Source organism: Psychrobacillus sp. PGGUH221 (genome assembly GCF_042055255.1).
Taxonomy (GTDB): domain Bacteria; phylum Bacillota; class Bacilli; order Bacillales_A; family Planococcaceae; genus Psychrobacillus.
On record NZ_JAQMHQ010000004.1, the window covers coordinates 164,392 to 188,008 of the forward strand.

23 protein-coding genes are annotated in these 23,617 nt (G+C 34.8%); 18 read left to right on the plus strand and 5 right to left on the minus strand.

The window, feature by feature from the left end; all coding sequences use genetic code 11:
* Positions 1-135 precede the first annotated feature (135 nt).
* The 11 genes from mutS (at position 136) to glnA (ending at position 13,400) form a co-directional block, all read left to right on the plus strand.
* Positions 136-2,697, plus strand: coding sequence for a DNA mismatch repair protein MutS (mutS, locus tag PGC35_RS08335; protein ID WP_375218843.1), 2,562 nt, complete (start codon positions 136-138; stop codon positions 2,695-2,697).
* A gap of 41 nt (positions 2,698-2,738) precedes the next feature.
* Positions 2,739-4,523, plus strand: coding sequence for a DNA mismatch repair endonuclease MutL (gene mutL / locus PGC35_RS08340; RefSeq protein ID WP_375218844.1), 1,785 nt, complete (start codon positions 2,739-2,741; stop codon positions 4,521-4,523).
* 11 nt (positions 4,524-4,534) lie between these two features.
* A complete protein-coding gene (glpK, locus tag PGC35_RS08345; protein ID WP_375218845.1) occupies positions 4,535-6,040 on the plus strand; it encodes a glycerol kinase GlpK in 1,506 nt (501 codons plus the stop codon).
* A gap of 2 nt (positions 6,041-6,042) precedes the next feature.
* Entirely contained in the window at positions 6,043-7,695 is a 1,653-nt protein-coding gene (locus tag PGC35_RS08350) for a glycerol-3-phosphate dehydrogenase/oxidase (protein ID WP_056829371.1), read from the plus strand.
* Positions 7,695-8,615, plus strand: coding sequence for an alpha/beta hydrolase (locus tag PGC35_RS08355; RefSeq protein ID WP_375218846.1), 921 nt, complete (start codon positions 7,695-7,697; stop codon positions 8,613-8,615). Before PGC35_RS08350 ends, PGC35_RS08355 begins: the two co-directional genes overlap by 1 nt.
* Positions 8,608-9,528, plus strand: coding sequence for a tRNA (adenosine(37)-N6)-dimethylallyltransferase MiaA (gene miaA / locus PGC35_RS08360; RefSeq protein ID WP_375218847.1), 921 nt, complete (start codon positions 8,608-8,610; stop codon positions 9,526-9,528). Before PGC35_RS08355 ends, miaA begins: the two co-directional genes overlap by 8 nt.
* Positions 9,529-9,594: 66 nt before the next feature.
* Entirely contained in the window at positions 9,595-9,822 is a 228-nt protein-coding gene (gene hfq, locus PGC35_RS08365) for an RNA chaperone Hfq (protein ID WP_053589890.1), read from the plus strand.
* Between the two features lie 66 nt (positions 9,823-9,888).
* Positions 9,889-10,188 (plus strand): rhodanese-like domain-containing protein, encoded by a 300-nt coding sequence (locus PGC35_RS08370; RefSeq protein WP_375218848.1) that lies wholly within the window; start codon positions 9,889-9,891, stop codon positions 10,186-10,188.
* A 76-nt stretch (positions 10,189-10,264) separates the two neighbouring features.
* The gene (locus PGC35_RS08375) at positions 10,265-11,515 is read left to right on the plus strand and encodes a methionine gamma-lyase family protein (RefSeq protein ID WP_375218849.1); all 1,251 of its coding nucleotides are present in this window, start codon (positions 10,265-10,267) and stop codon (positions 11,513-11,515) included.
* A 125-nt stretch (positions 11,516-11,640) separates the two neighbouring features.
* Complete coding sequence (locus PGC35_RS08380) at positions 11,641-12,024, plus strand: MerR family transcriptional regulator (RefSeq protein WP_056829377.1); 384 nt, start codon at positions 11,641-11,643, stop codon at positions 12,022-12,024.
* Positions 12,025-12,065: 41 nt separating this feature from the next.
* Positions 12,066-13,400: a type I glutamate--ammonia ligase gene (gene glnA / locus PGC35_RS08385; protein WP_053589886.1), complete on the plus strand. Its 1,335-nt coding sequence runs from the start codon at positions 12,066-12,068 to the stop codon at positions 13,398-13,400.
* A gap of 587 nt (positions 13,401-13,987) precedes the next feature.
* Here the strand turns inward: glnA and PGC35_RS08390 are convergent.
* Together PGC35_RS08390 and PGC35_RS08395 are read right to left on the minus strand one after the other, a co-directional pair.
* Positions 13,988-14,149, minus strand: a complete 162-nt coding sequence (locus PGC35_RS08390; RefSeq protein WP_082355217.1) for a YjcZ family sporulation protein — start codon at positions 14,147-14,149, stop codon at positions 13,988-13,990.
* Between the two features lie 351 nt (positions 14,150-14,500).
* The gene (locus PGC35_RS08395) at positions 14,501-15,148 is read right to left on the minus strand and encodes a cupin domain-containing protein (RefSeq protein ID WP_375218850.1); all 648 of its coding nucleotides are present in this window, start codon (positions 15,146-15,148) and stop codon (positions 14,501-14,503) included.
* Positions 15,149-15,363: 215 nt separating this feature from the next.
* Between PGC35_RS08395 and PGC35_RS08400 the strand changes: the two genes are divergently transcribed.
* The 3 genes from PGC35_RS08400 (at position 15,364) to PGC35_RS08410 (ending at position 17,698) form a co-directional block, all read left to right on the plus strand.
* On the plus strand, positions 15,364-15,753 hold the full coding sequence (locus PGC35_RS08400; RefSeq protein ID WP_375218851.1) for a VOC family protein: 390 nt from the start codon (positions 15,364-15,366) through the stop codon (positions 15,751-15,753).
* Between the two features lie 99 nt (positions 15,754-15,852).
* Entirely contained in the window at positions 15,853-16,509 is a 657-nt protein-coding gene (locus PGC35_RS08405) for an alpha/beta hydrolase (protein ID WP_375218852.1), read from the plus strand.
* Positions 16,510-16,867: 358 nt separating this feature from the next.
* Positions 16,868-17,698, plus strand: a complete 831-nt coding sequence (locus tag PGC35_RS08410) for an STAS domain-containing protein (RefSeq protein WP_053589871.1) — start codon at positions 16,868-16,870, stop codon at positions 17,696-17,698.
* A 273-nt stretch (positions 17,699-17,971) separates the two neighbouring features.
* Here PGC35_RS08410 and PGC35_RS08415 read toward each other — a convergent pair whose 3' ends face one another.
* The 3 genes from PGC35_RS08415 to lexA form a co-directional block, all read right to left on the minus strand.
* Positions 17,972-18,127, minus strand: a complete 156-nt coding sequence (locus PGC35_RS08415; RefSeq protein WP_375218853.1) for a hypothetical protein — start codon at positions 18,125-18,127, stop codon at positions 17,972-17,974.
* A 112-nt stretch (positions 18,128-18,239) separates the two neighbouring features.
* Positions 18,240-18,431, minus strand: coding sequence for a hypothetical protein (locus tag PGC35_RS08420; protein ID WP_056829388.1), 192 nt, complete (start codon positions 18,429-18,431; stop codon positions 18,240-18,242).
* A gap of 901 nt (positions 18,432-19,332) precedes the next feature.
* Complete coding sequence (lexA, locus tag PGC35_RS08425; RefSeq protein WP_053589869.1) at positions 19,333-19,953, minus strand: transcriptional repressor LexA; 621 nt, start codon at positions 19,951-19,953, stop codon at positions 19,333-19,335.
* A 167-nt stretch (positions 19,954-20,120) separates the two neighbouring features.
* Between lexA and yneA the strand changes: the two genes are divergently transcribed.
* The 4 genes from yneA (at position 20,121) to tkt (ending at position 23,467) form a co-directional block, all read left to right on the plus strand.
* Positions 20,121-20,438 (plus strand): cell division suppressor protein YneA, encoded by a 318-nt coding sequence (gene yneA, locus PGC35_RS08430; RefSeq protein ID WP_053589868.1) that lies wholly within the window; start codon positions 20,121-20,123, stop codon positions 20,436-20,438.
* Positions 20,435-21,082 carry a YneB family resolvase-like protein gene (locus PGC35_RS08435; RefSeq protein WP_375218854.1) on the plus strand — a complete coding sequence of 216 codons (648 nt, stop codon included), beginning with the start codon at positions 20,435-20,437 and terminating at the stop codon, positions 21,080-21,082. The genes yneA and PGC35_RS08435 overlap by 4 nt, the downstream gene beginning before the upstream one ends.
* Before the next feature lie 65 nt (positions 21,083-21,147).
* Positions 21,148-21,381, plus strand: coding sequence for a DUF896 domain-containing protein (locus PGC35_RS08440; RefSeq protein ID WP_053589866.1), 234 nt, complete (start codon positions 21,148-21,150; stop codon positions 21,379-21,381).
* A gap of 85 nt (positions 21,382-21,466) precedes the next feature.
* Positions 21,467-23,467, plus strand: coding sequence for a transketolase (tkt, locus tag PGC35_RS08445; protein WP_375218855.1), 2,001 nt, complete (start codon positions 21,467-21,469; stop codon positions 23,465-23,467).
* Positions 23,468-23,617: the final 150 nt, after the last annotated feature.

Here is a 23,617-nt window from a genome sequence, read left to right on the forward strand (position 1 = left end):
AGCCGGTCAGTTATTCCGGCTTTTTTTTATTTACAACAAGTACCTTTCCTTCTATTAATGATAGGGGCATGCGCTTTTCTTCGTATCTTTTGCTATAATAATTATAGAGAAGTATAGAAAAGGGAATGACTAATGATGACAACACTTACTCCAATGATGCAACAATATTTAACTATTAAAGAAGACTACATAGATGCTTTTTTATTTTTTCGCTTAGGCGATTTTTATGAACTATTTTATGAGGATGCAATAAAAGCGTCAGCAATATTAGAAATAACATTAACAAGTAGAAAAGATAATGTCCCAATGTGTGGTGTACCTCATCATGCAGCGCAGAACTATATTGAAACGCTTGTTAGCAAAGGACATAAAGTAGCAATTTGCGAGCAAGTTGAAAATCCTAAAGAAGCAAAAGGTGTTGTAAAAAGGGAAGTGCTTCGTTTAATTACACCTGGAACAATTATAGAAGGTAAGGCGATGCAAACTAAATCTAATTTTTTTATTGCATCTGCTGACTTACTTTCAAACAATGAAGTGGCATTTGCTTATTTAGACGTATCTACTGGAGACGGTTTTACTACTATTATGACAGGCGATGAGAAAGAGATTGTACAGGAACTATTATCTTTACAGGCGAAAGAATTGATTGTTAGTGAACAACTGTATGTATTGATAAATGATCTATCTTCGATACATAACTTTACTTTATCTATTGAACAAGATGAGTTAAGTAACGATAGTGCAGAAAAATATGTTACTAATCATCCGGTCGTAACTCACCGAACAGTAAAGCGTTTATTGAAATATATTGAAAAAACACAGAAGCGTTCCTTATTACATATTCAGCCCTTCACATTTCAAAAAAGAGAAGCATTTCTAGCGATGGACTATCATTCGAAGAGAAATCTAGAGCTTATTTCTTCTATACGAAATGGAGAGCAAAAAGGGACACTATTATGGCTACTGGATGATACGGTAACTGCAATGGGCGGTCGAAAGCTTAAACAATGGATCCATCAGCCTCTAGCTGAAAAAAAAGCGATTGAATCTCGTCTCGAAATTGTTACAAGCTTTTTAGAAGATTTTATGCTTAGAGAAGAAATAAAAGAAGCGTTTAAAGAGGTATATGATTTAGAAAGATTGGTTGGAAGAATTGGATTTGGCAGTGCTGGAGGTAGAGACCTTGCGCAACTTAGACAATCCCTTTCAAAAATTCCTATTATTAAGCAGCTATTAGTTGATTCTAATAGCCCGACATTAGTTACTTTAGGACAAGCTTTGGAGGATTGCCAAGATATTTGGAGTAAGCTAGATGAAGCGATCAGCGAAAACCCTCCTATATCAGTTAAAGATGGTGGGGTCATAAAGGATGGTTTCAATGAACGTTTAGATCAGCTCCGTGATGCATCTGTAAACGGGAAAAAGTGGATAGCTGAGTTAGAACAAAAAGAACGAGAGCTGACTGGGGCAAAAAATTTAAAAATAGGGTATAACCGAGTGTTCGGCTATTTTATTGAGTTAACCAAATCAAATATTCACTTTGCTGACGAAACTAGATATGTTCGTAAACAGACACTCGCGAATGCAGAGCGATACATTACAGATGAATTGAAAGAAAAAGAATCCCTAATACTTTCAGCAGAAGATGAGAGCTTAGTATTAGAATATGAATTATTTACAAAGGTTAGAGATCAAATAAAAGGATACATACCTAAAGTCCAAAAATTAGCCAAGCAAATAAGTGAGCTAGATGTGTATATTTCATTTGCACAAGTATCTGAAAAGCATCGTTTAACAAAACCTGTTTTTCATGCATCTAATGCAATGGAAATTTTGGAAGGTAGACATCCAGTAGTCGAAAAAATGATGAACAATCAATTGTATGTTCCAAACGACTGCATATTGACAGAAGAAGAAAATATGCTCCTCATAACAGGGCCAAATATGTCCGGGAAAAGTACATTTATGCGACAAGTTGCGATAACAGTAATCATGGCTCAAATTGGTTGTTATGTGCCTGCTGAGTCTGCAAAGCTACCTATAGTCGATAAGATATTCACGCGCATTGGTGCTGCAGATGATTTAGCAGGTGGGCAAAGTACTTTTATGATTGAAATGATTGAGTCCCAGCATGCAATTGTGAATGCAACAAGTCAAAGCTTACTTCTATTTGATGAGATAGGACGAGGAACATCTACTTATGATGGAATGAGTTTAGCACAAGCAATGATGGAATATATACACGAACATATTGGGGCGAATACGCTATTTTCAACCCATTATCATGAGCTGACAGATTTGGAACAGACTTTGCCTAAACTGCGCAATGCTCATGTATCTGCTACAGAAAAGGATGGAAAAGTAGTATTTCTTCATAAATTAAAAGAAGGTCCAGCTGATAAGAGCTATGGAATACATGTAGCAGAACTTGCTCAACTTCCTCCAGAAATTATATTAAGAGCAAGAGATATTTTAGCTACTTTTGAACAAACAGAGAAAAAAGAAAAAGCAACTGCTATTCAAGAAATGCAGTTATCATTTTTTGATGAACAACCAAAACAGGTAGATGTAAAAACTACCGATAATACAACGGCAGAAAAAATAATGAAAAAACTAAAAAAAATCAATATTTCAGGAACAACACCATTAGAAGCATTACAGTTGTTGTATGAATTACAAAACGAAATAGAAAAGTGATAAAATAACTCTCTATTATTCTTATAAAAGATGGTGAAAAAATGGGACAAATCATTGTCATGGAAGAGCTACTTTCCAATAAAATAGCAGCGGGAGAAGTGGTTGAACGTCCCGCCTCAGTTGTGAAAGAATTAGTGGAAAATGCTATAGATGCTGGTAGTAGTTCAATTGAAATAATGTTAGAGGAAGCAGGGTTAGCAAAAATACAAGTAACCGATAATGGAAGAGGGATGGACGAAGATGATGCTGTCCAATCCTTCTCCAGACATGCTACGTCGAAAATTACGACTGAGCATGATCTATTTAGAATTCGATCATTAGGATTTCGTGGAGAAGCACTTGCAAGTATAGCTTCCGTTTCAAAGATAAATTTATGGACTTCTGACGGTGAAAATGTTGGAACTAAAGTAGATTTAGAAGGGGGCCGTGTTCTTTCATGTAAACCTGCCCCGATACGAAGAGGAACGGATATCGTAGTAAAACAATTATTTTTTAATACTCCTGCAAGATTGAAGTATTTAAAAACGATTCAAACGGAACTTGGCCATTCAATTGATTTAATTAACCGTTTAGCCCTTAGTTTTCCATCAATAGCTTTTAGACTCGCGCATAACAATCAAACAATTGTTCAAACGAGTGGAAGAGGAGATTTAAGGCAGGTACTTGCCTCTATATACGGAGTTTCAAATGTGAAGAAAATGGTCAGTTTTTCTGGAGAATCTTCGGATTTTCGTATTTCAGGTTATGCATCACTACCAGAGATAACAAGAGCATCTAAAAACTATATTACAATACTTGTTAACGGCAGATGGGTGAAGCATTACGGTTTAAATAATGCAATTGTTGATGCATACCACACATTATTGCCAATTGGAAGATTCCCAATTGTAGTATTAAATATTGAAACTGACCCTATGCTTACTGATGTGAATGTACACCCAGCTAAGCATCAAATACGTTTAAGCAAGGAGAAAGAACTAATGGAGCTAGTTAGACAATCCATTCGTTCTATTATACACCGTGTTCAACAACCGCCTAAAATTATAGAAAAGCCTGAAGTAAAAAAACAGCCAAGTGTACAATTTGATTTCTTTAAACAAACATATAAAGAACCGGAACAGCAATTTCAACAAACCCCTATCCAAAACCAAAATGAAAAAGAACAAGCTTCTATTGTTTACGAGGAAATTGAACCATTACAGGAAGAAATCCTAGTAGATGATCCAATCGAAGTAAAAGAGGCATTTCCAGACCTACATGTTGTTGGCCAAATTCACGGGACATATATAGTGGCGCAAAGTGAAGATGGTTTTTATTTAATAGATCAGCATGCTGCTCAGGAGCGTATCAAATATGAGTTTTATAAAGAGAAAGTAGGGGAAGTAAATGCAAGTGAACGTCAAGCGTTACTGTTGCCCCTTACTTTTCACTACACTTTAGATGAAGCATATCGTATTAAAGAATCTATTGATGAACTAAATACTGTTGGCATATTTTTAGAAGAGTTTGGTTCATCAAGTTTTGTTGTAAGAGAGCACCCTGCTTGGTTTCCAAAGGGTCATGAAACAAAAATTATTGAAGGATTAATTGAACAGGTTTTAACAAACCGAAGAACAGATATTAAAAAATTGAGAGAAGAAGCTGCAATTATGATGAGCTGTAAACTCTCCATAAAGGCGAATCATTATTTAACGATAAAAGATATGGAACAGCTGCTTGAAAGTTTGAAGAATGCCAAGCATCCGTTGACATGCCCACATGGGAGACCAGTAATCATTCATTTTTCAACATATGAAGTGGAAAAGATGTTCAAACGAGTAATGTAGGAGGGGAATTTGTGGGTAAATACATTTTATCAATTGATCAAGGGACCACCAGCTCTAGAGCTATATTATTTGATAAGAAAGGTAATATAGTACATTCTTCGCAGAAAGAATTCACTCAATTTTTTCCTAAATCCGGATGGGTAGAGCACGACGCCCAGGAAATTTGGGGTTCTGTCTTGTCTGTAATTGCGTCCGTTTTAACAGAAAGTGGCAATCAACCAGAAGACGTACATGCAATAGGAATTACAAATCAACGTGAAACGACGGTTGTTTGGAATAAAAATACTGGAAAGCCTGTCTATCATGCAATTGTATGGCAGTCTAGACAAACGCAATCAATCATTGATGAATTGAAAAGGGAGAAGTTGGATAGCTTTTTTAAGGAAAAAACAGGTCTAATGCTTGATCCATATTTCTCTGCGACAAAAGTAAAATGGATACTCGACCATGTGGATGGAGCAAGGGAGCAAGCTAAAAACGGAGAACTTCTTTTCGGCACAATAGATACATGGCTAATTTGGAAGTTATCCAATGGGAAGAAACATGTAACGGACTATTCTAATGCCTCTAGGACGATGCTTTATAATATATTTGAACAGTGCTGGGACAAAGAAATATGTGAAAAACTAAATATACCAATGGAGATATTGCCAGATGTTGCTTCCTCCTCTGAAGTGTATGCCCAAACAGACCCCTCCGTTTTTTTTGGCAAGCAAATTGATATTGCTGGAGTAGCGGGGGATCAACAAGCAGCTCTATTTGGTCAATGTTGTTTTGATAAAGGTATGGCTAAAAATACGTATGGAACTGGCTGCTTCATGCTACTTAATACGGGAGAAGAAGCAATTTCCTCGTCATCTGGATTACTGACAACAATTGCATGGGGGTTAAATGGAAAAGTAACTTATGCTTTAGAAGGTAGTGTTTTTGTTGCTGGTTCTGCGATTCAATGGTTGCGAGATGGTTTGCGCATGTTTAAAAATGCTGCGGAATCAGAAAGTTACGCTAATAGAGTAGAGTCAACAGAAGGTGTTTATGTGGTTCCTGCTTTTGTTGGTCTGGGCACTCCTTATTGGGATTCAGATGCAAGAGGGTCTATTTTTGGATTATCCCGTGGAACTACAAAAGAGCATTTTATACGTGCGACACTTGAATCCCTTGCTTATCAAACAAAAGATGTATTAGATACGATGGAAAACGATTCAATGGTTGACGTAGAAGTACTACGTGTAGACGGTGGGGCTGTGAGTAATGAATTTCTTATGCAATTCCAGAGTGATTTGTTAAATGTGCCGGTGGAACTGGCTAAGTTGAATGAAACAACAGCATTAGGTGCGGCATTTTTAGCTGGACTTTCTACAGGATTTTGGAAAAATGAGCAAGAGCTTTCAGCAATGCGGGAAAGCCAAAGATTATATGAACCAAAAATGGATGAAACTAAACGAAGTCAACTTTATAAAGGTTGGAAAAAAGCAGTTGAGGCAACAAGAATATTTAAACTGGATGATGAGGTGTAAGGATGAAATCTTCTGTCGAACGTGAACAAATATTAAATACATTAAATTTTTATGAATTTGATGTATTAGTTATTGGTGGTGGAATTACCGGAGCAGGTATCGCTTTAGATGCTGTTACAAGAGGAATGTCCGTGGCACTTGTAGAAATGCAAGACTTTTCAGCAGGTACTTCTAGCAGATCCACCAAATTAGTGCACGGTGGATTACGTTATTTAAAACAATTTGAAGTCAAGATGGTAGCAGATGTTGGAAAAGAAAGGGAAATTGTATATGAAAACGCTGTTCACGTGACGGAGCCAGAATGGATGCTACTTCCATTCCACAAAAAAGGAACGTTTGGTCCGAAAACAACTTCCCTTGGCTTGAAGGTATATGACTTTTTAGCTGGAGTAAAAAAGGAAGAAAAGAGACATATGCTTTCAGCAGAAGAAACCCTTCAAAAAGAACCATTATTAAAAAGTAACGGTCTTCGAGGAGGCGGATACTACGTAGAGTACCGGACGGATGATGCAAGGTTGACAATCGAAGTAATTAAAAAAGCGATTGAAAAAGGAGCAGTTTGTCTAAACTATGCAAAAGTAAAATCATTTGTCTATAACGACCAATATAAGGCTATCGGTGCAGAAGTAATAGACCAAGTGAATAATAAGAAGATCACAATTCATGCAAAAAAAATTATTAATGCAACTGGTCCTTGGGTGGATACTGTCCGAGCTCTAGATTCTATGGATAATAATAAAAAATTGAGACTCACTAAAGGCGTTCATGTTGTTATCGATCAAGCATACTTTCCACTCAGACAACCAATCTATTTTGATACACCCGATAAGCGAATGATTTTTGCTATCCCACGGGAAGGTAAAACATATGTAGGAACAACAGATACTTTTTTTGAAGGAGATATACTAAATCCTGTAGCGACAAAAGAGGATGTACAATATCTTTTAAAAGCAATTCAGTATATGTTCCCAGATGTTCGAATTTCGGAAGAAAGTGTTGAGTCTACCTGGGCCGGGGTCCGTCCACTCATTTATGAAGATGGAAAAAATCCTTCCGAGATTTCCCGAAAAGATGAGGTTTGGCAATCCGATTCAGGCTTATTCACGATTGCAGGTGGAAAACTGACGGGATATCGGAAAATGGCTGAGTCCATTGTAGATACTATTTCAAAACAACTGGGAGATTATAATTATGGCCCATGTGTAACAAAACATCTAGTTCTCTCTGGAGGAGACGTAGGTGGCTCAGAAAACTTTAGGGCATTTATTGCTTCGAAAGAAAGACTTGCGCAATCATATGGACTTACTATAGAAGAAGGAAGACAACTCGCTAAATTTTATGGCTCGAATGTAGATAAACTTTTTCAGTATGCGCATTTATTGAAAGCATCCAATAACTCAAAATTACCATTAAGTGTTTTAGCACAAGTTTATTATGCGATACATGAAGAGATGGCTTACTCTCCTACTGACTTTTTAGTCCGTAGAACAGGCATGCTATATTTTCAGGTAAATCAGTACAAAGCTTATAAAAATGAAATATTACAAGTGATGAAACAATTATTAAACTACACAGAAAAAGAAACAGATAATTTCCAAAAACAACTAGACAAACTTCTGATGCAAGCGACTTTAGGGGGAAGTAGGGAAGCGTAATGAAATCCATTATTGAAGCTCAAATGTCTGACGGGCATTTGATCCATGTTGTTAAATATTTTCCAGAGCAAAATCCTATTGGTCATGTCCATATACTACATGGAATGGCTGAGCATATTGGTCGTTATGAGGAATTCGCCAATTTTTTCGTAAACAAAGGATATATAGTTAGTGGTCATGATCATAGAGGACACGGTAGAACAGTTGCTAAAAATGGACAACAGGGATATTTTGCTGAGGCTAATGGATTTGAACTTGTTACAGAGGACGTTCGCGAAGTGTTGCTGAAGGTTCGAGAAGACTTGGTAGAAATACCGCTAATATTATTTGGACATAGCATGGGCTCCTTTGTTGCACGTAGATATATACAGAAGTATAGTGACTCTTTATCAAAAGTAATTCTTTGCGGAACTACCTTTAATCCAGGAGTAATGGGAGACGTTGGTTTAATCATTGGTAAAATGGCTTCTAAATTTAAATCACCAAAAACCGAAAGTAAGATCCTTAACAATTTATCCTTTGGTGGATTTAATAATAAAATAAAGGAAGCTCAAACTCCTTTCGATTGGTTAAGTACTGATAAAGAAGAAGTGAAAAAATATGTAGATGACCCGATGTGTGGATTTATTCCTACAAACCAGTTTTTTATCGATTTGTTTGATGGTCTAAAGACGATTCATAAAAACAAAGAGGTTGTCCACATACGCCAGGATCTACCAGTTCTCTTGATTAGTGGAGCTGTGGATCCGGTAGGGAAAGATGGGAAAGACATTTTTAAAGTTGCGAAAGGTTTGTCAAATGCAGGGATGAAAAATATAACCGTACATTTAGTGGAAAATGCAAGGCACGAAATATTATTAGAAAAAAATAAATTAGATACTTTCAATGTTATTGAAAAATGGATGATGAATAATGACTGAAAAACCTTTTGTAGTGGCAATTGTAGGTCCTACAGCTGTCGGTAAGACTGCACTCAGTATAGAGCTTGCAAAAGCATGCAATGGAGAAATCATTAACGGCGATTCTATGCAAGTATATCGTGGATTAACTATTGGAACTGCTAAAATCACTATAGAAGAAATGGAAGGGGTTCCACATCATTTATTGGATATCAAAGAACCTACTGACACTTTTTCTGTTGCTGAATATCAACGAATAGTCCGTGAAAAAATAGAAGAGATTGCGCTACGTGGTCGTGTTCCTATAATAGTGGGAGGAACAGGGCTATACATTCAATCTGTATTATATGATTTTCGTTTTACGGAAGAGCATAAAACGGATAGTAACTTGATGAAAGAATTAGAGCAGTTATCTTCAGACGATTTATATACCCGATTAATTGAACTTGATCCAATCGCTGCTAACGAAATCCACCCGAATAATGTTCAACGAATTATGAGAGCTATTGAACGAGTGGAATTAAGCGGTAAAAGAAAAAATGAAATTGAACAAAATCAAGGGAATGAAAGAATATACCCACATTATATTATCGGACTTACCATCGACCGAGCACTTCTCTATGAAAGAATCAATAAGAGAGTGGATATTATGATGGATAAAGGATTACTGGATGAAGTAAAAGGCCTTCACGGAAAAGGTATTCGAGATGTCCAATCAATTCAAGCAATTGGTTATAAAGAAATCTACGAATATTTGGATGGGAAAATTTCTTTAGAAGAAGCTATTGATAACTTAAAGCAAAATTCACGTAGATATGCAAAACGCCAACTAACTTACTTTCGAAACAAAATGGAAATACACTGGTATGATCCATTCACTGAATCAGAAAGAATAATAAAAGAAATTCAAGCTATTTTGCAGGAAAATGAGTAATTAAAGCGAATAGTAATGAGTGGAAGAGTCTATTTGATGTAAAATGCATACTTTGGGGGTATTGGAATGAAACCTATGAATATTCAGGACAATTATTTAAATCAATTAAGAAAAAACAATATTTATGTCACCGTATTTTTGTTAAATGGTTTTCAATTGAAAGGTGTTATTAAATCTTATGATAATTTTACTGTTTTACTTGAATCCGAGGGTAAACAGCAATTAATCTATAAGCATGCAATTTCTACTTTCTCACCATCCAAATCTGTAGATATCAACACTGAAGAAGTTTGATAAATTGACTTTTAGAAATACTCCTATTATTATTTGTAGGAATCTATACAGAAAGTGGCGAGTAAAATGAACTTTATAACAGCACAAGAGCTTCTACAAAAAATAGATGCTGGAGAACAATTTAGCATAATAGATGTCCGTGAAAAGGAAGAAGTTGCAAACGGAATTATTCCCGGTGCCAAGCATATTCCTTTAGGACAAATTGAAACTAGTTTTGATCAAATCGATCAAACAGTTCCTCAATATATTGTTTGTAAAGCTGGTGGACGCAGTGCAATGGCGTGTGAAATTCTAGAAGAGAATGGATATACAGTAACAAATATTGTTGGTGGCATGCAAGAATGGGAAGGCGAATTACAGTTCTAATGGTGAGGACTAATTTCATTTTATGAGATTAGTCTTTTCTCATGGTGTTTTTCAAGAAAAATTAGGAGAGAATAACATGAACTTTCATACAACATTGTCAGACGAAATATTAGCTATAGCGGATAAAGCTGAAGAAAAAATTACATCCTTTCATAAGGAGGTAGAAAAAATAGCATTTTTTAACCAACAAAAAGTGATTAGTGCTTTTAAGTCCCATCATGTAAGTGACCATCATTTCCATCCATCAACTGGTTATGGGTACGATGACGAAGGTCGTGATACACTAGAAAAGGTATATGCGACAACATTTGGGGCAGAGGCGGCACTCGTTCGTCCACAAATTATTTCAGGTACACATGCTATATCGATAAGTTTGTTTGGTGTATTACGTCCAGGAGACGAACTTCTATACATAACAGGTAAACCATATGATACGCTCCAATCTATTGTTAGCGGTCAAGGAGAGGATACTGGTTCACTTGTTGACTTTGGAATCTCTTATCAACATGTGGATCTCTTAGAGACAGGAAAAGTGGATTGGAAAAGCGTTGAAAATAAAGTCACAGAAAATACGAAAGTGATCGCAATCCAACGTTCAAAGGGATATGCAGTACGTCCTTCTTTTACTATTAGTGAAATCGAAGAAATGGTTCAAAAAATAAGATCAATTAAAAAAGACAGTATTATTTTTGTTGATAATTGTTACGGAGAATTTGTGGAAAAATTAGAGCCAACTAACATCGGTGTAGATTTAATGGCAGGTTCACTCATAAAAAATCCTGGCGGGGGTATAGCTAAAACGGGTGGATATATTGCTGGTAAAAGTGACTTAGTAAAAAAATGTGCTTATCGAATGACGTCACCTGGAATAGGAGCGGAAGCAGGTGCTTCTCTAAATACGTTATTAGATATGTATCAAGGGTTTTTCCTTGCTCCTCATATTGTCTCACAAGCTGTAAAAGGGGCTATTTTTACTTCTGCAGTTTTAGAAGATGCTGGCATGACAACTGAACCGCACTTTTCTGAAAAGAGAACGGATCTTATTCAATCTGTTTCATTCCAAACAGCAGAGCAAATGATTCAATTTTGCAAAGCAATTCAATTACATTCCCCTGTAAATGCTCAGTTTGCACCTGAGCCTGCTTATATGCCTGGTTATGAAGATGATGTTATCATGGCCGCTGGAACATTTATTCAAGGATCAAGTATGGAGTTAACAGCTGACGGACCAATCCGTCCTCCTTTTACTGCGTTTATACAAGGTGGTTTAACGTATGAGCATGTGAAATATGCAATATTAGGAGCCTTACAAACATTAAAAAAATAGGCAGTAAGCAAAACAGAAAGTGATATTCATTAAGATAAAAATAAATGTAAGTTTTTCTGACATGATGTTGACATGTAAGCTAACATCACATATACTATTTTTATAACCTACTAGGAGGTGCAGCGATGGAAAAGGAATGGAGACGTTCTATGCCACTGCTATCCATGAATATAGTCATGCAGTTAACAGGATTAACAGCAAGACAAATTAGATATTATGAAGAGCAGGAACTTGTTCACCCTGCACGTACAGAAGGTAAGCAGCGAATGTTTTCGTTAGATGACATTGATGTATTATTAGAAATTAAAGATTTGCTCAAAACAGGAGTGAATATTGCTGGCATTAAGCAAATTTTTGAAATGAAAAAGAATCCAGCTGCTTCGAAAGAAGTACGACAAGTAATTTCGGACAAAGAATTACGTGCAATTGTTAAAGAAGAGATGCAGCTTGCTCAAAGGCAACAACGTGCATCTTTAAGACAAGGGGACCTATCTCGTTTCTTTCGATAGAACGAGGTTCATATATATTAACTTTTTAGGAGAGTGAAAAAATGGGCAAGTATACAAAAGAGGATATTAAAAAGTTCGTTCAAGAACACGAGGTGAATTTTATTCGTCTTCAGTTTACAGACATACTAGGTACGATTAAAAATGTTGAAATTCCAGTGAGTCAGCTCGATAAAGCTCTCGATAATAAAATGATGTTTGACGGATCTTCTATTGAAGGATTTGTTCGAATTGAAGAATCTGATATGTATTTAGTTCCAGATTTAGATACATGGGTAGTATTCCCTTGGATTACTGGGAAAGGGAAAGTTGCTCGTCTAATCTGTGATGTTAATAAAGCGGATGGTACACCATTTGCCGGCGATCCACGTAGTAATTTGAAACGAGTATTGAAAGAAATGGAAGAATTAGGATTTACAAGCTTCAACTTAGGACCTGAGCCAGAATTCTTCTTATTTAAACTTGACGCTCAAGGGGAGCCAACTCTTGAACTTAATGACCATGGTGGTTATTTTGACTTAGCACCAGTTGATCTTGGAGAAAACTGCCGTCGTGATATCGTGCTAGAACTGGAAGAAATGGGCTTTGAAATCGAAGCATCTCACCATGAAGTAGCTCCAGGGCAACATGAAATCGATTTTAAATATGCTGATGCAGTTACAGCTTGCGACAATATTCAAACATTTAAATTAGTAGTTAAAACGATTGCTCGTAAACATGGTTTGCATGCGACATTCATGCCAAAACCACTTTTTGGTGTTAATGGTTCAGGAATGCACTTTAACGTTTCTTTATTTAAAGGAAAAGAAAATGCATTCTTCGATGATTCAGCAGAATTGAAAATGAGTGAAACGTCCATGCAATTTATGGCAGGCGTATTAAAACATGTTCAAAGCTTTACTGCTATTACGAATCCTACTGTAAACTCATATAAACGTCTAGTACCTGGATACGAAGCACCATGTTACGTAGCGTGGTCTGGTCAAAATCGTAGCCCTTTGATTCGAATTCCATCATCTAGAGGATTGAGCACTCGTATCGAAGTTCGTTCAGTAGATCCTGCAGCAAATCCATATTTAGCAATGGCAGTTATTCTTCAAGCTGGTTTAGATGGTATCAAAAACAAAATGACACCACCACCTGCAGTAGATCGTAATATTTATGTTATGACAGAAGAAGAACGCATAGAAAATGGTATTCACAACTTACCACCTACTCTTCACGCTGCTATTCAAGAGCTTGGTAAAAACGAAATAATCCGCGGAGCACTTGGCGAACATATTTACGCTAACTTCGTAGAAGCAAAAGAAATCGAGTGGGATATGTTCCGTACAACTGTTCACCCATGGGAACGTGAGCAATATTTAAAAATGTATTAAGATTGATTTAGCGGGGTTTATGGACTTGATTTATGGGGTGTTTTAAAAAGGAACACCCCAATTTCACCCCAATAAAAAGCTATAAAAATATTATTTGAAAACATCGTTCAGTCGTGAGTCGACTCGTTCGGTGTTTTTCTTTTTTGTTTTATTAGAAATATGAGCGTATACATCAACGGTTATTAGAAATCTAACATGTCCCAGTTGTTTTTGAATATACTTAATATCCGGCTTCGGCTTCCATTAGTAAAACTACAAACGTATGTCGTAATGAGTGGGTTGGTAAAGGTTTTATGTCTGCTCTTCTAAAATTCGTTAGTAGGACTTAAACTGAAAAGTCTTTGGCATGGTTGACTATCTTTTGGACAAAGTCTGTCCATTTTTAAGAAGCATCTTCACCTTTACTAATACGTCTTTCAATTAATGGTTTGAAAAATATCCCAAAAAAATTCATACCTTAAAACGTTGACGGTTCGTAAATACCTTTCAGAGAATCCTGTAGGTGTAGTGAAGGTGGGGTGGAATAAATAATGAAAAGACAGGTAAAAGAAACCTGTCTCTAATGAATGATTTTTATAAGGATGTTGTTAGCAATCGTCGCCACCATATCTACCATGGTTTACGAAACTTGCGCCAATGATAATCAATAGAATAAATAAAACAACAATTAAAGCGAATCCTGAACCATAAGGTCTATTATACTCAGGTCCATACCCGTACCCGTAACATGGATAACAATCATAACCCATTTCAAACACCTCCCGTTTGTTAGATAGTTCATCCTATGTAATTCATTTTTCACCGACTGGTTCTTTTGCTTAGTTAGAAGAACTAATTTTTCTGAACTAACTGGAGGGTGACTGGAGGGGCTTCCTTCGAGATGGCACAAGATTGTGCCCAAATTAAAATGGATATCTTAAAAAAGATCTTAGAATTGGTTGAATATAAAAATCTAAAAATTTGCTATGAAAGATAATTAAGAGTAACTCTTGTGATTATAAACTTTTTTAAAGAACGTCCACATAGTCGTTCTTTTTATTTGTCCAAGTTCAAAAAAGACCTTCCGCATGAAGGTCTTATTAAAGGAATATATATATTTTCTAAGAATAAGGAGTTGGGCCGCAAGGATAATTATAGTGAAAAGGATACGGAGTAGTGTAAGGATAATAATGATACGCGTAATTATTCTTATGTTGAGAGTGCTGTTTAGAAGATTTCTCTTTTTCTCTATTACAATCTTTAGGAGGTCCAATATAGGTGGATGGCTGTACAGAGGCAATTGCCTCTTTCCATTGATTTTCATCCATACAATAGGTATGTGCCATTATGTTAGATGGTGTAAATTTTAAGATATCAGAACCTAAAATTACCTCAGGAGTTGGAGCATCAAAAATAGCTAATAAATGAGTGTTATCGACAGTAGCGATTTCGTAATGCCACCAACCTTGAGGAACGTTTGCTACCTGACCAGGTGTAATTTGATAATTTTGTATTTTCTTTGTATCAGGGTTTAGCAAAGAAATAATAGCTGCTCCAGAAATACAATAGACAAGTTCTGCAGCATTTTGATGGTAATGGGGCTCGACTACATTACTCTTGCTAAGAAAAATATCAAGTAAAGACACATTTTGTAATGTATTTAATTGCTTAATACCAAGTACATTAATAAAATTTCTATTATCTTTCTTGATAAGTGTACTTTTATTTACATCAAAAGTGAACTGTTTATTTGATGAAGTGTAATCCATTTTCGAACTAATACTTACATCCTTTCTAAATAGGTTTATCAGTGCTTTAAGCGCATTTTTTTAGTATATGTCTGTTCTTATTTTGGGTTTAAGTTATTTGTGTTTGGATTTTTAGTCTTTCAATATAAGATTCTTTTGACTATCTATGAAAGGTATTTCATAATGTCATAGAGAATATTTTATAAAATGAATATTTTAATGGGGGATAGGAATGTATGACAAAAACATCTATTCAAAGTAATGGTATAAATGGAAATGTAGTTATATGGCATTTTGTAGAGGATTTACTTAGTGCGGTTGAATGGTATTCAGACCTTTTAGGGACTAAACCAACTAGCAATATTGATGTCGCTTACTTCTTTTCTCTAAATGAACACACTAAACTTGCAATCAGTAATCGTTTTAAAGCAAGTGAGAAGAATAAGTTGCCCAAAAGCGCTGCAATGGACTTACAAAGCGATGATATATTTGAGACCTATCGGATTTTTAAGGAAAAAGGAGTGCGGGTAGAAGAGATTCAAAACCCTATTTTTAACTACTATGAATTTTATTTAAGTGATTTAGAGAATAATTTAATTAGAGTACATGGTTTTGTAAGAGAATAAAAAATTATTACGACATTTCAATTATTAAAAAAATAAAATAAGTGTATTTGATAAAGAGAACAATGTTTGCAGGGGGGCATGAAGGAGGAGGTTTATAAGATGAAAATTATAAAAGAGAGTATAGAGGGGTATAAAGGGTTTAAAATTCCGTATAAATTATACGGTAAAAAAGAAGACTCTCAGGACTTATACATCTTACTACCAGGTTCAGGATACACGGTAAATAGTCCAGTTTTTCATTATATAAGTGGAATTATTTTTAATAACAATAAAGATATTTTAGAAGTCAATTATTCTTATAACACAGATTTTTATAGTGACTTTAACAAAGAAGAGATAATTAAAGCAGTAAAAATGGATTCAAGGTTAGTTATAGATACTGTTTTAGAAACTAACTCATACACAAATTTTTATTTTATTGGGAAATCCTTAGGTACAATAGCTATGAGCTCAGAATTACGAAGAGAAAAGTTTAAGGAAGCAAAAGCAATTTGGTTAACCCCGTTATTAAATTTAGACGAAGTCTTAGAAACTATAGTTAATATTGGAAACAAAGGGTTTTGTATAATTGGGGATAAAGATCAAGTTTATAAGGAAGAGTTATATGATAGATTGATACAAAACAAAAATTTAACGTCACAATTAATTTCTGGTGTTAATCATAGCCTAGACTATAACGATGATATTATTAACTCGATAGATGTTCTAAAAAATATAATTATAGACATAGATAAATTTTTATCTGAAGACTTTTAAGTACTTTTTATTCTGCATTACAGAAAAGCGGTGCAAACAATTATTGCTTGCACTGCTTTTAAAGTTTATTAATTTTATTAAACTATTCCATATTATTGCCTTTGGATAAAAACTAGCTATTTACTGGAATTCTAATCGATACAGCATAGAAGATAAGCTTCCACTGAAGCGGGTGGAGAAGGTAAGGTAACTAGTAACTTATTAACTAGAACAGCACAAAATTTAATAGTACACATTCATAGGAGGGAGGTTCTTTTGGAAAGATGAAACTCTTATTTTTTAGATTATTAAATTATTACAAACTCTTATGCATTTGCTATACTTGAGTATATAGCAATAATAAAGTAGGAGGAACGGAATGATTCGCAATAAATTATTATATGACTTTCTTCGTGAAAGAACATGGTTAATAACAGAGCGTTGGTATGCAACACTTAATAAAGATCAAAAAGGAATATACGGTACCTTAAATCCAGAAGAAATAGATAAGCTTAAAAAACAGAATCATAGATTTCAAGAAAAGTTTGTTTATTTATTTAATGAGCCAAGTGAAGAATTCTTAGAAATCTTTGATGATTTTGTGGAAACTGTCGTAGAAGATGAAGGGCACCAGAAGACTCCTTTAACTGAGATAATCGGGGAATTCTTTCGTCAGCAATACTTATATTTAGAATTAATAGAAGAATTTGTTGAACAGTATCCAGAAGAACTTACAATTAAACAAATTTTTACATGTCATAGTGCAATTATTGAAACGATTAATGGAGTCATACTAAAATTTAGTAATGAATTTATAAGACAAACAGAAAGTCGTTTAATTGCTCATCAAGAAATGATAATGGAACTAAGTGCACCAATTATCGAATTGGTTAATAAGACAGCAGTATTGCCGTTAGTAGGAGAGATTGATACGAACAGGGCAAAGGTGATGCTAGAGCAGGTGTTAAAGCAATGTGCTGATTCTCACATCCGCCATTTGTATATTGATTTATCTGGTGTTCCAGTAGTGGATACAATGGTTGCACAGCAACTATTTCATATGATTGATGCATTAAAGTTGATTGGAGTTACATCAAGCCTATCTGGGTTACGACCAAGTATTGCTCAAACAACTGTACAACTCGGGATAGACTTTTCCAATATAGATACACATTCTACGATAGAACAAGCTATGAGAAAACATAAATAAATATAACAGAGCTCTATTGGAGGGCTCTTTTTTGTTTTAAATAAAATGTTAAGTAACAGTTCTTTATAACAATTATGTAGAAAATTTTTTCACCTAACACTTTAAATCGAAAAGAGATGTATGTTATTTACTGCATAAATGTATATGCTGCGAAGTTGTATATTAGAGGATTAAAATTATCTATAAAAAAAACTCTGAGTTATTTGTGAGGAAAGATATGGAGCATTATTTAATCAAAGATGCTAAGGTTTTATTGTTTTTAATAAGTTAGTATTAATTTATAGGATAGGAATCTTGTTCATGTTGTAAAATAGCCAAAGCTTCTTTTAAAAGATTAATATCTTGTAGTATTAGTTCTTTAATAGAAGAATTTTCACAATTTCTATAATCCTCTAACAAATAATTTAGCTCATTCTTGATGAAAATCATAAGACATTTCTCCTTTTAAAGCTTCTTTTACACCCTCATTATGAACTATTTCTAGGGAAAAAGAAATAGTAAATATTAAAGTTATGTGCCCTACATAATGTAGGGCGTAGTACTATGGCTTTAATCGCTGTTCTTCAATCCACCAATCAATATGTTCTAGATTAAAAACAAGCATAGTGGAAAGAGGTTTTTGATGAGGTATCTCTTTTTTTAATATTAAATCATTAATTTTTGATTCAGACATTGGAAAATTTACTGAATCAAGATACTCTACTAAGCTTTTAATACCATAGACTTTTTTCAATTAATCACCTCCCACCAAGCTCTCTTTTCTGTAAAGAAATCTTAGAGTTAGGTATTAAGTGAAATATGAACTAACTTAAATGTACCCTACTTTCCTAATATTACACCTTTTATTTTTTGAAAATTTCATTTAGAAAAAATCTAGTTTTATCTTTTTAAATTGGGGTATATAAATATAGAGAAACAAATGTGATCTCCCTTCATTTTTCTCATATATATTTGACTTAAAAGATTGTCAGATATGGTCTCACTCATAATAGAGTGAGACTATTTTTTTATGTCTAATTATTGTTAGAAAAAATGAAAAAAGAAAAATATATTAACTTAATAGACTTACATTAGTCCTTCTCTTATGCATTCAATCACTGTTGAATCAAACAAAGGAATAGACTTTGGTAACGATAGAAGTCCATTAGTAAGTATCAGTCGGTTAAAGTTTTACAAGATCTGTGGTTTACTGAAGCTGTACTTATAAACCGATAAATCGCTTGAGACTTTGGCTTTGCTAGTTATTGTTATATTAATGATTATTAAATTTAAAATATACATTTATTTATTTTGAATATAATAACGCTCAGAGAGATTTTCTGAGTGTTAAATTTATTATTGAAAGTGTAACTAACAAGGTGTTTATATACATTATTCCGGAAACTACTCCTTTAGATGAAGTCTTTACAAATGAAATAATAGTACTTACTAGAATAAAACTATAGACAAACACATATTAATAGAATTATGTATCCGAGATTATATTATTTTTAAAATGACAAAAACCCCTCGACCATGAGGTCAAGGAGTTTTTTCGATGATCTAAACAAAAATGTCCACTTTTTGTTTAGATATGATATCGGCTCTACGTAATCATACGGATTATAACTCTATCTGTCAAGTCAACCATGAATCTATTGAATGTGACGATAAACACCTACAACTTTTCCTAGTATTGTTACTGAGTTGACGATAATTGGATCCATTGAGGAGTTTTCAGGTTGTAACCTGAAAAAAGATTTTTCTTTGAAAAAACGTTTTACAGTTGCTTCATCGTCCTCTGTCATTGCAACTACAATTTCACCATTATTAGCAGATTGTTGTTGTTTTACTACAACATAATCTCCATTTAATATGCCTGCTTCAATCATACTGTCACCCATAATTTCAAGCATAAACAAATGATCGTCAGATGTACCAAACGTTTCAGGAAGAGGGAAGAATTCTTCAACATTTTCAATTGCTGTTATTGGAAGTCCCGCTGTTACTTTACCAACTAACGGTACATGAACAACACCTTGTCTTTCTATAGTAGCGCTTGTACCATCAAGAATTTCGATGGCACGAGGTTTTGTAGGATCTCTTCTTATCAATCCTTTGCTTTCTAATCTTGCTAAATGACCGTGTACTGTAGAGCTAGAAGCGAGTCCAACCGCTTCACCTATTTCACGTACGGAAGGTGGATATCCTTTTTTTCGCACTTCTTCTTTTATGAATGCTAATATATCTTCTTGTCGTTTAGATGCTTTCTTCAATACCTTCACCTCTTTTTATTATAGAACTGTTTTTTCTTATTTATAGTATATCAGCCTATATAATGAAATGCAAACATAGGTTCTAAAAGTTGTTGACAAAAACATGTGTTCGTTTTAATATAAGAACATACATACCGAACAAACATTCTATAAAAGGGGTAATTTAAATGAAATTGTTAGCAAAAAATTATTTTCTTACTTTATTTTTAGGATTAAGCGTAACTTTCATCTTATCAATTGTTATTATAAACTCTCAAGTTGCTGAAGAAGAATATAAAATAAAAGTAGAACCAGGTGATTCATTGTGGGCGCTTGCTGATAAGTTTCAATCCGAAAAATCAAGAGATGCATGGATCAATGAAGTAATGAATTTAAATAATTTACATTCCGCACATATAAAAGCAGGAGATGTATTAATAATTCCGAATGAAACGGAACATTTTCATTTGGATAATTCCACAGAGTTAGCAGGGGATAGTGAATGAAAGCGGTAATATATTGTCGAGTTAGTACTGAAAAAGAGACACAGGAATCGTCTCTAGTAAGACAAGAGGAAGAGCTAACCGGCTTTGCACTTGCTCAAGGGTATGAGATAGCAAGAATATTTACAGATCAGCATAGTGGTTACGATATGGAAAGAGAAGGGTTACTTGATTTATTGTCCTTTATTAAAGAAGAAGAAATAAAAGCTGTATTTGTTCAAGATGAGACTCGAATAGGTCGTGGCAATGGAAGGATGGCGGTTTTACATTTACTTCAGAAAACAAATACTTCTGTCTTTACACTTCAAGATAAAGGAGTATTAAATTTAAATGAAATGGACTCTATGCTTTTAGAAATTTTGGCTCTAGTTGAAGAATATCAACGGAAATTGCATAATGCTAAAATTAAGCGTGGAATGAAACGTGCAGTATCGCAAGGGTTCCGTCCTGAAAAGAATTTAAAGATGCGAGGAAATCAAGAAGGTAGAGAACGAATTGAAGTCCCAGTTGATGAAATCGTAAGATTGCGTAATGCTGGATTGACGTTTGAAGAAATTGCTTCCACATTAAAAGGTTTAGGTTTTGAAATAAGTAAAGCAACAGTACATAGACGATATATTGAATTTATTGAAACACACGGAGGGTAAAGGCTTGCACTCTGTGTGTTTTTTCCTTACCTTTATATAAGAATAAAATATAAAGGGTGATTGTTATGCTTAGTAAGGAAAAACTAGCAAGAATTGGTGAACTATCTAGAAAATCAAAGTCTTCTGGATTATCTGTTGAGGAAGCAAAAGAACAAAGTTCATTAAGAAAAGAATATTTAGAGACATTTCGTGCAACAATGAGAGATACAATTGAAAGTGTGAAAATTGTGGATCCCGCAGGTAATGATGTGACACCACTTAAGGTGCAACAAGCTAAAAAAGGAAAATTTCTGAATTAATCAATCATTAAGAAACCATTGATAATGCAAAGATTGTTGTCTAAACTATAGATATAGAAAAAATTAGCTTGAGAGGATGTCAAATATGTCACTTCAATCAGATTTACTTGCAATTAATACCATTCGTACTTTATCAATTGATGCTATAGATAAAGCGAATTCTGGTCATCCAGGTTTACCAATGGGAGCAGCTCCAATGGCTTACACGCTTTGGACAAAGCATTTACGACATAACCCAAATAATCCTAATTGGTTCAATCGTGATCGATTTGTTTTATCGGCGGGTCATGGTTCTATGCTTCTGTATAGTCTATTACACCTTGGTGGATATGATCTTCCTATGGAAGAGATTAAAAACTTTAGACAGTGGAATTCTAAAACTCCAGGACATCCAGAGTTTGGTCACACGGCAGGGGTAGAAGCAACAACAGGACCTCTTGGACAAGGTATCGGAATGGCTGTTGGAATGGCAATGGCAGAGGCTCATTTAGCAGCTTCTTATAATAAACCAAATTATGAAGTGGTTGATCATTACACGTATACTCTTTGCGGAGATGGAGATTTAATGGAAGGTGTAGCAGCAGAAGCGATTTCACTTGCTGGACATTTGCAATTAAGTAAATTAATTGTTCTTTATGATAGTAATGATATTTCTTTAGATGGAGATTTGAATAAATCTTTCTCAGAAAAAGTAGAGAAACGTTTTGAATCTTACGGATGGAATTATATTTTTGTAAAAGATGGTAATGATTTAGAAGAGATATCTGCAGCAATTGAAAAAGCTAAAGCGCAAAATGATAAACCAACACTTATTGAAGTTAAAACAGTAATAGGGTTTGGTTCACCAAATAGAGCGGGTAAATCAGATGCTCATGGTATGCCATTAGGTAAAGACGAAACATTATTAGCGAAAGCATCTTATAAATGGTCGTTTGAGGCGGACTTCCATGTACCAGATGAAGTATACGAAACGTTTAAAGAAGCTTCAAAACGTTTAGGTGTTGAACAAGAAAGTGCTTGGAATGAAAAGTTCCATGCTTACTCTAATGAATTTCCTGAACTTGCAGATACATTAAAACGTGCGATAAATGGGGAATTACCTGAGAACTTTGATGAAGCTATGAAAGTATATGAGGAAGGCTCATCTCATGCAACTCGTTCAGCATCTGGTGATGCAATTAATGCAATAGCTCAAAATTTACCTTCCTTCTTTGGAGGAAGCGCGGACTTAGCTGGCTCCAATAAAACGACAATTAAAAATGCTGGAGATTTTTCTCCACTAAATTACGAAGGTAAGAACATTTGGTTTGGTGTTCGTGAATTTGCAATGGGTGCTGCTCTAAATGGAATGGCATTACATGGTGGACTCCATGTATTTGGTGGTACTTTCTTTGTGTTCAGTGATTATGTAAGACCTGCAATTCGATTATCTGCTCTTATGGGACTTCCTGTAACATATGTGTTCACACATGACAGTATCGCTGTTGGGGAAGATGGTCCGACACATGAGCCAGTTGAACATTTAGCTTCTTTACGAGCAATGCCAGGATTATCTGTCATTCGTCCAGCTGATGCAAATGAAACGAAAGAAGCATGGAAGCTTGCAGTATCTTCTAAAAACAAGCCAACAATTCTTGTTCTTTCAAGACAGAATCTACCAACACTTAAGGGTTCTGTGGAGAAAGCGAGTGAGGGTGTTTCAAGAGGTGCCTATGTAATTTCTCCTAATGAACAAGCGGAAGCTATCTTACTTGCTACTGGATCAGAAGTTAGCCTTGCGATTGAAGCGCAAGAGGTTCTTGCGAAGGATGGAATACAAGTTTCGGTTGTGTCTATGCCTTCATGGGACTTATTTGAGCAACAGGACAGTGAATATAAAAAATCTGTATTACCTTCACATTTAACTAAACGCCTCGCTATTGAAATGGGAGCATCTCTTGGTTGGCATCGATATGTTGGATTTGAGGGAGATGTCATAGCGATTGATAAATTTGGCGCAAGTGCTCCGGGCGAAATCGTTATGAAAGAATATGGTTTCTCGGTTGAGAATGTCGTTTCCAAAATGAAAAACTTGCTTGAAAAGTAATAGATACTTTAAAGCAATTCGAATACTTACATCGTAAAGTATTCGAATTGCTTTTTATCTTTGTAGGACAAACAATTCTAGAAAGTTAATCTCACTGGAAGAAGTTATATTTAGTCTAAATTACTTTTTTTGAATTTATATAGTCTGGAT

What these genes read in the sequence shown, in the direction of transcription:
- PGC35_RS08395 (WP_375218850.1), bottom strand. Translation starts at nt 15,148, where the DNA reads ATGGATTACACTTCATCAAATAAACAGTTCACTTTTGATGTAAATAAA.
- PGC35_RS08400 (WP_375218851.1), top strand. Translation starts at nt 15,364, where the DNA reads ATGACAAAAACATCTATTCAAAGTAATGGTATAAATGGAAATGTAGTT.
- hfq (WP_053589890.1), top strand. Translation starts at nt 9,595, where the DNA reads ATGAAACCTATGAATATTCAGGACAATTATTTAAATCAATTAAGAAAA.
- mutS (WP_375218843.1), top strand. Translation starts at nt 136, where the DNA reads ATGACAACACTTACTCCAATGATGCAACAATATTTAACTATTAAAGAA.
- PGC35_RS08410 (WP_053589871.1), top strand. Translation starts at nt 16,868, where the DNA reads ATGATTCGCAATAAATTATTATATGACTTTCTTCGTGAAAGAACATGG.
- PGC35_RS08355 (WP_375218846.1), top strand. Translation starts at nt 7,695, where the DNA reads ATGAAATCCATTATTGAAGCTCAAATGTCTGACGGGCATTTGATCCAT.
- yneA (WP_053589868.1), top strand. Translation starts at nt 20,121, where the DNA reads ATGAAATTGTTAGCAAAAAATTATTTTCTTACTTTATTTTTAGGATTA.
- miaA (WP_375218847.1), top strand. Translation starts at nt 8,608, where the DNA reads ATGACTGAAAAACCTTTTGTAGTGGCAATTGTAGGTCCTACAGCTGTC.
- PGC35_RS08370 (WP_375218848.1), top strand. Translation starts at nt 9,889, where the DNA reads ATGAACTTTATAACAGCACAAGAGCTTCTACAAAAAATAGATGCTGGA.
- PGC35_RS08405 (WP_375218852.1), top strand. Translation starts at nt 15,853, where the DNA reads ATGAAAATTATAAAAGAGAGTATAGAGGGGTATAAAGGGTTTAAAATT.
- PGC35_RS08415 (WP_375218853.1), bottom strand. Translation starts at nt 18,127, where the DNA reads ATGATTTTCATCAAGAATGAGCTAAATTATTTGTTAGAGGATTATAGA.
- PGC35_RS08380 (WP_056829377.1), top strand. Translation starts at nt 11,641, where the DNA reads ATGGAAAAGGAATGGAGACGTTCTATGCCACTGCTATCCATGAATATA.
- PGC35_RS08350 (WP_056829371.1), top strand. Translation starts at nt 6,043, where the DNA reads ATGAAATCTTCTGTCGAACGTGAACAAATATTAAATACATTAAATTTT.
- PGC35_RS08440 (WP_053589866.1), top strand. Translation starts at nt 21,148, where the DNA reads ATGCTTAGTAAGGAAAAACTAGCAAGAATTGGTGAACTATCTAGAAAA.
- tkt (WP_375218855.1), top strand. Translation starts at nt 21,467, where the DNA reads ATGTCACTTCAATCAGATTTACTTGCAATTAATACCATTCGTACTTTA.
- PGC35_RS08435 (WP_375218854.1), top strand. Translation starts at nt 20,435, where the DNA reads ATGAAAGCGGTAATATATTGTCGAGTTAGTACTGAAAAAGAGACACAG.
- mutL (WP_375218844.1), top strand. Translation starts at nt 2,739, where the DNA reads ATGGGACAAATCATTGTCATGGAAGAGCTACTTTCCAATAAAATAGCA.
- PGC35_RS08375 (WP_375218849.1), top strand. Translation starts at nt 10,265, where the DNA reads ATGAACTTTCATACAACATTGTCAGACGAAATATTAGCTATAGCGGAT.
- glnA (WP_053589886.1), top strand. Translation starts at nt 12,066, where the DNA reads ATGGGCAAGTATACAAAAGAGGATATTAAAAAGTTCGTTCAAGAACAC.
- PGC35_RS08390 (WP_082355217.1), bottom strand. Translation starts at nt 14,149, where the DNA reads ATGGGTTATGATTGTTATCCATGTTACGGGTACGGGTATGGACCTGAG.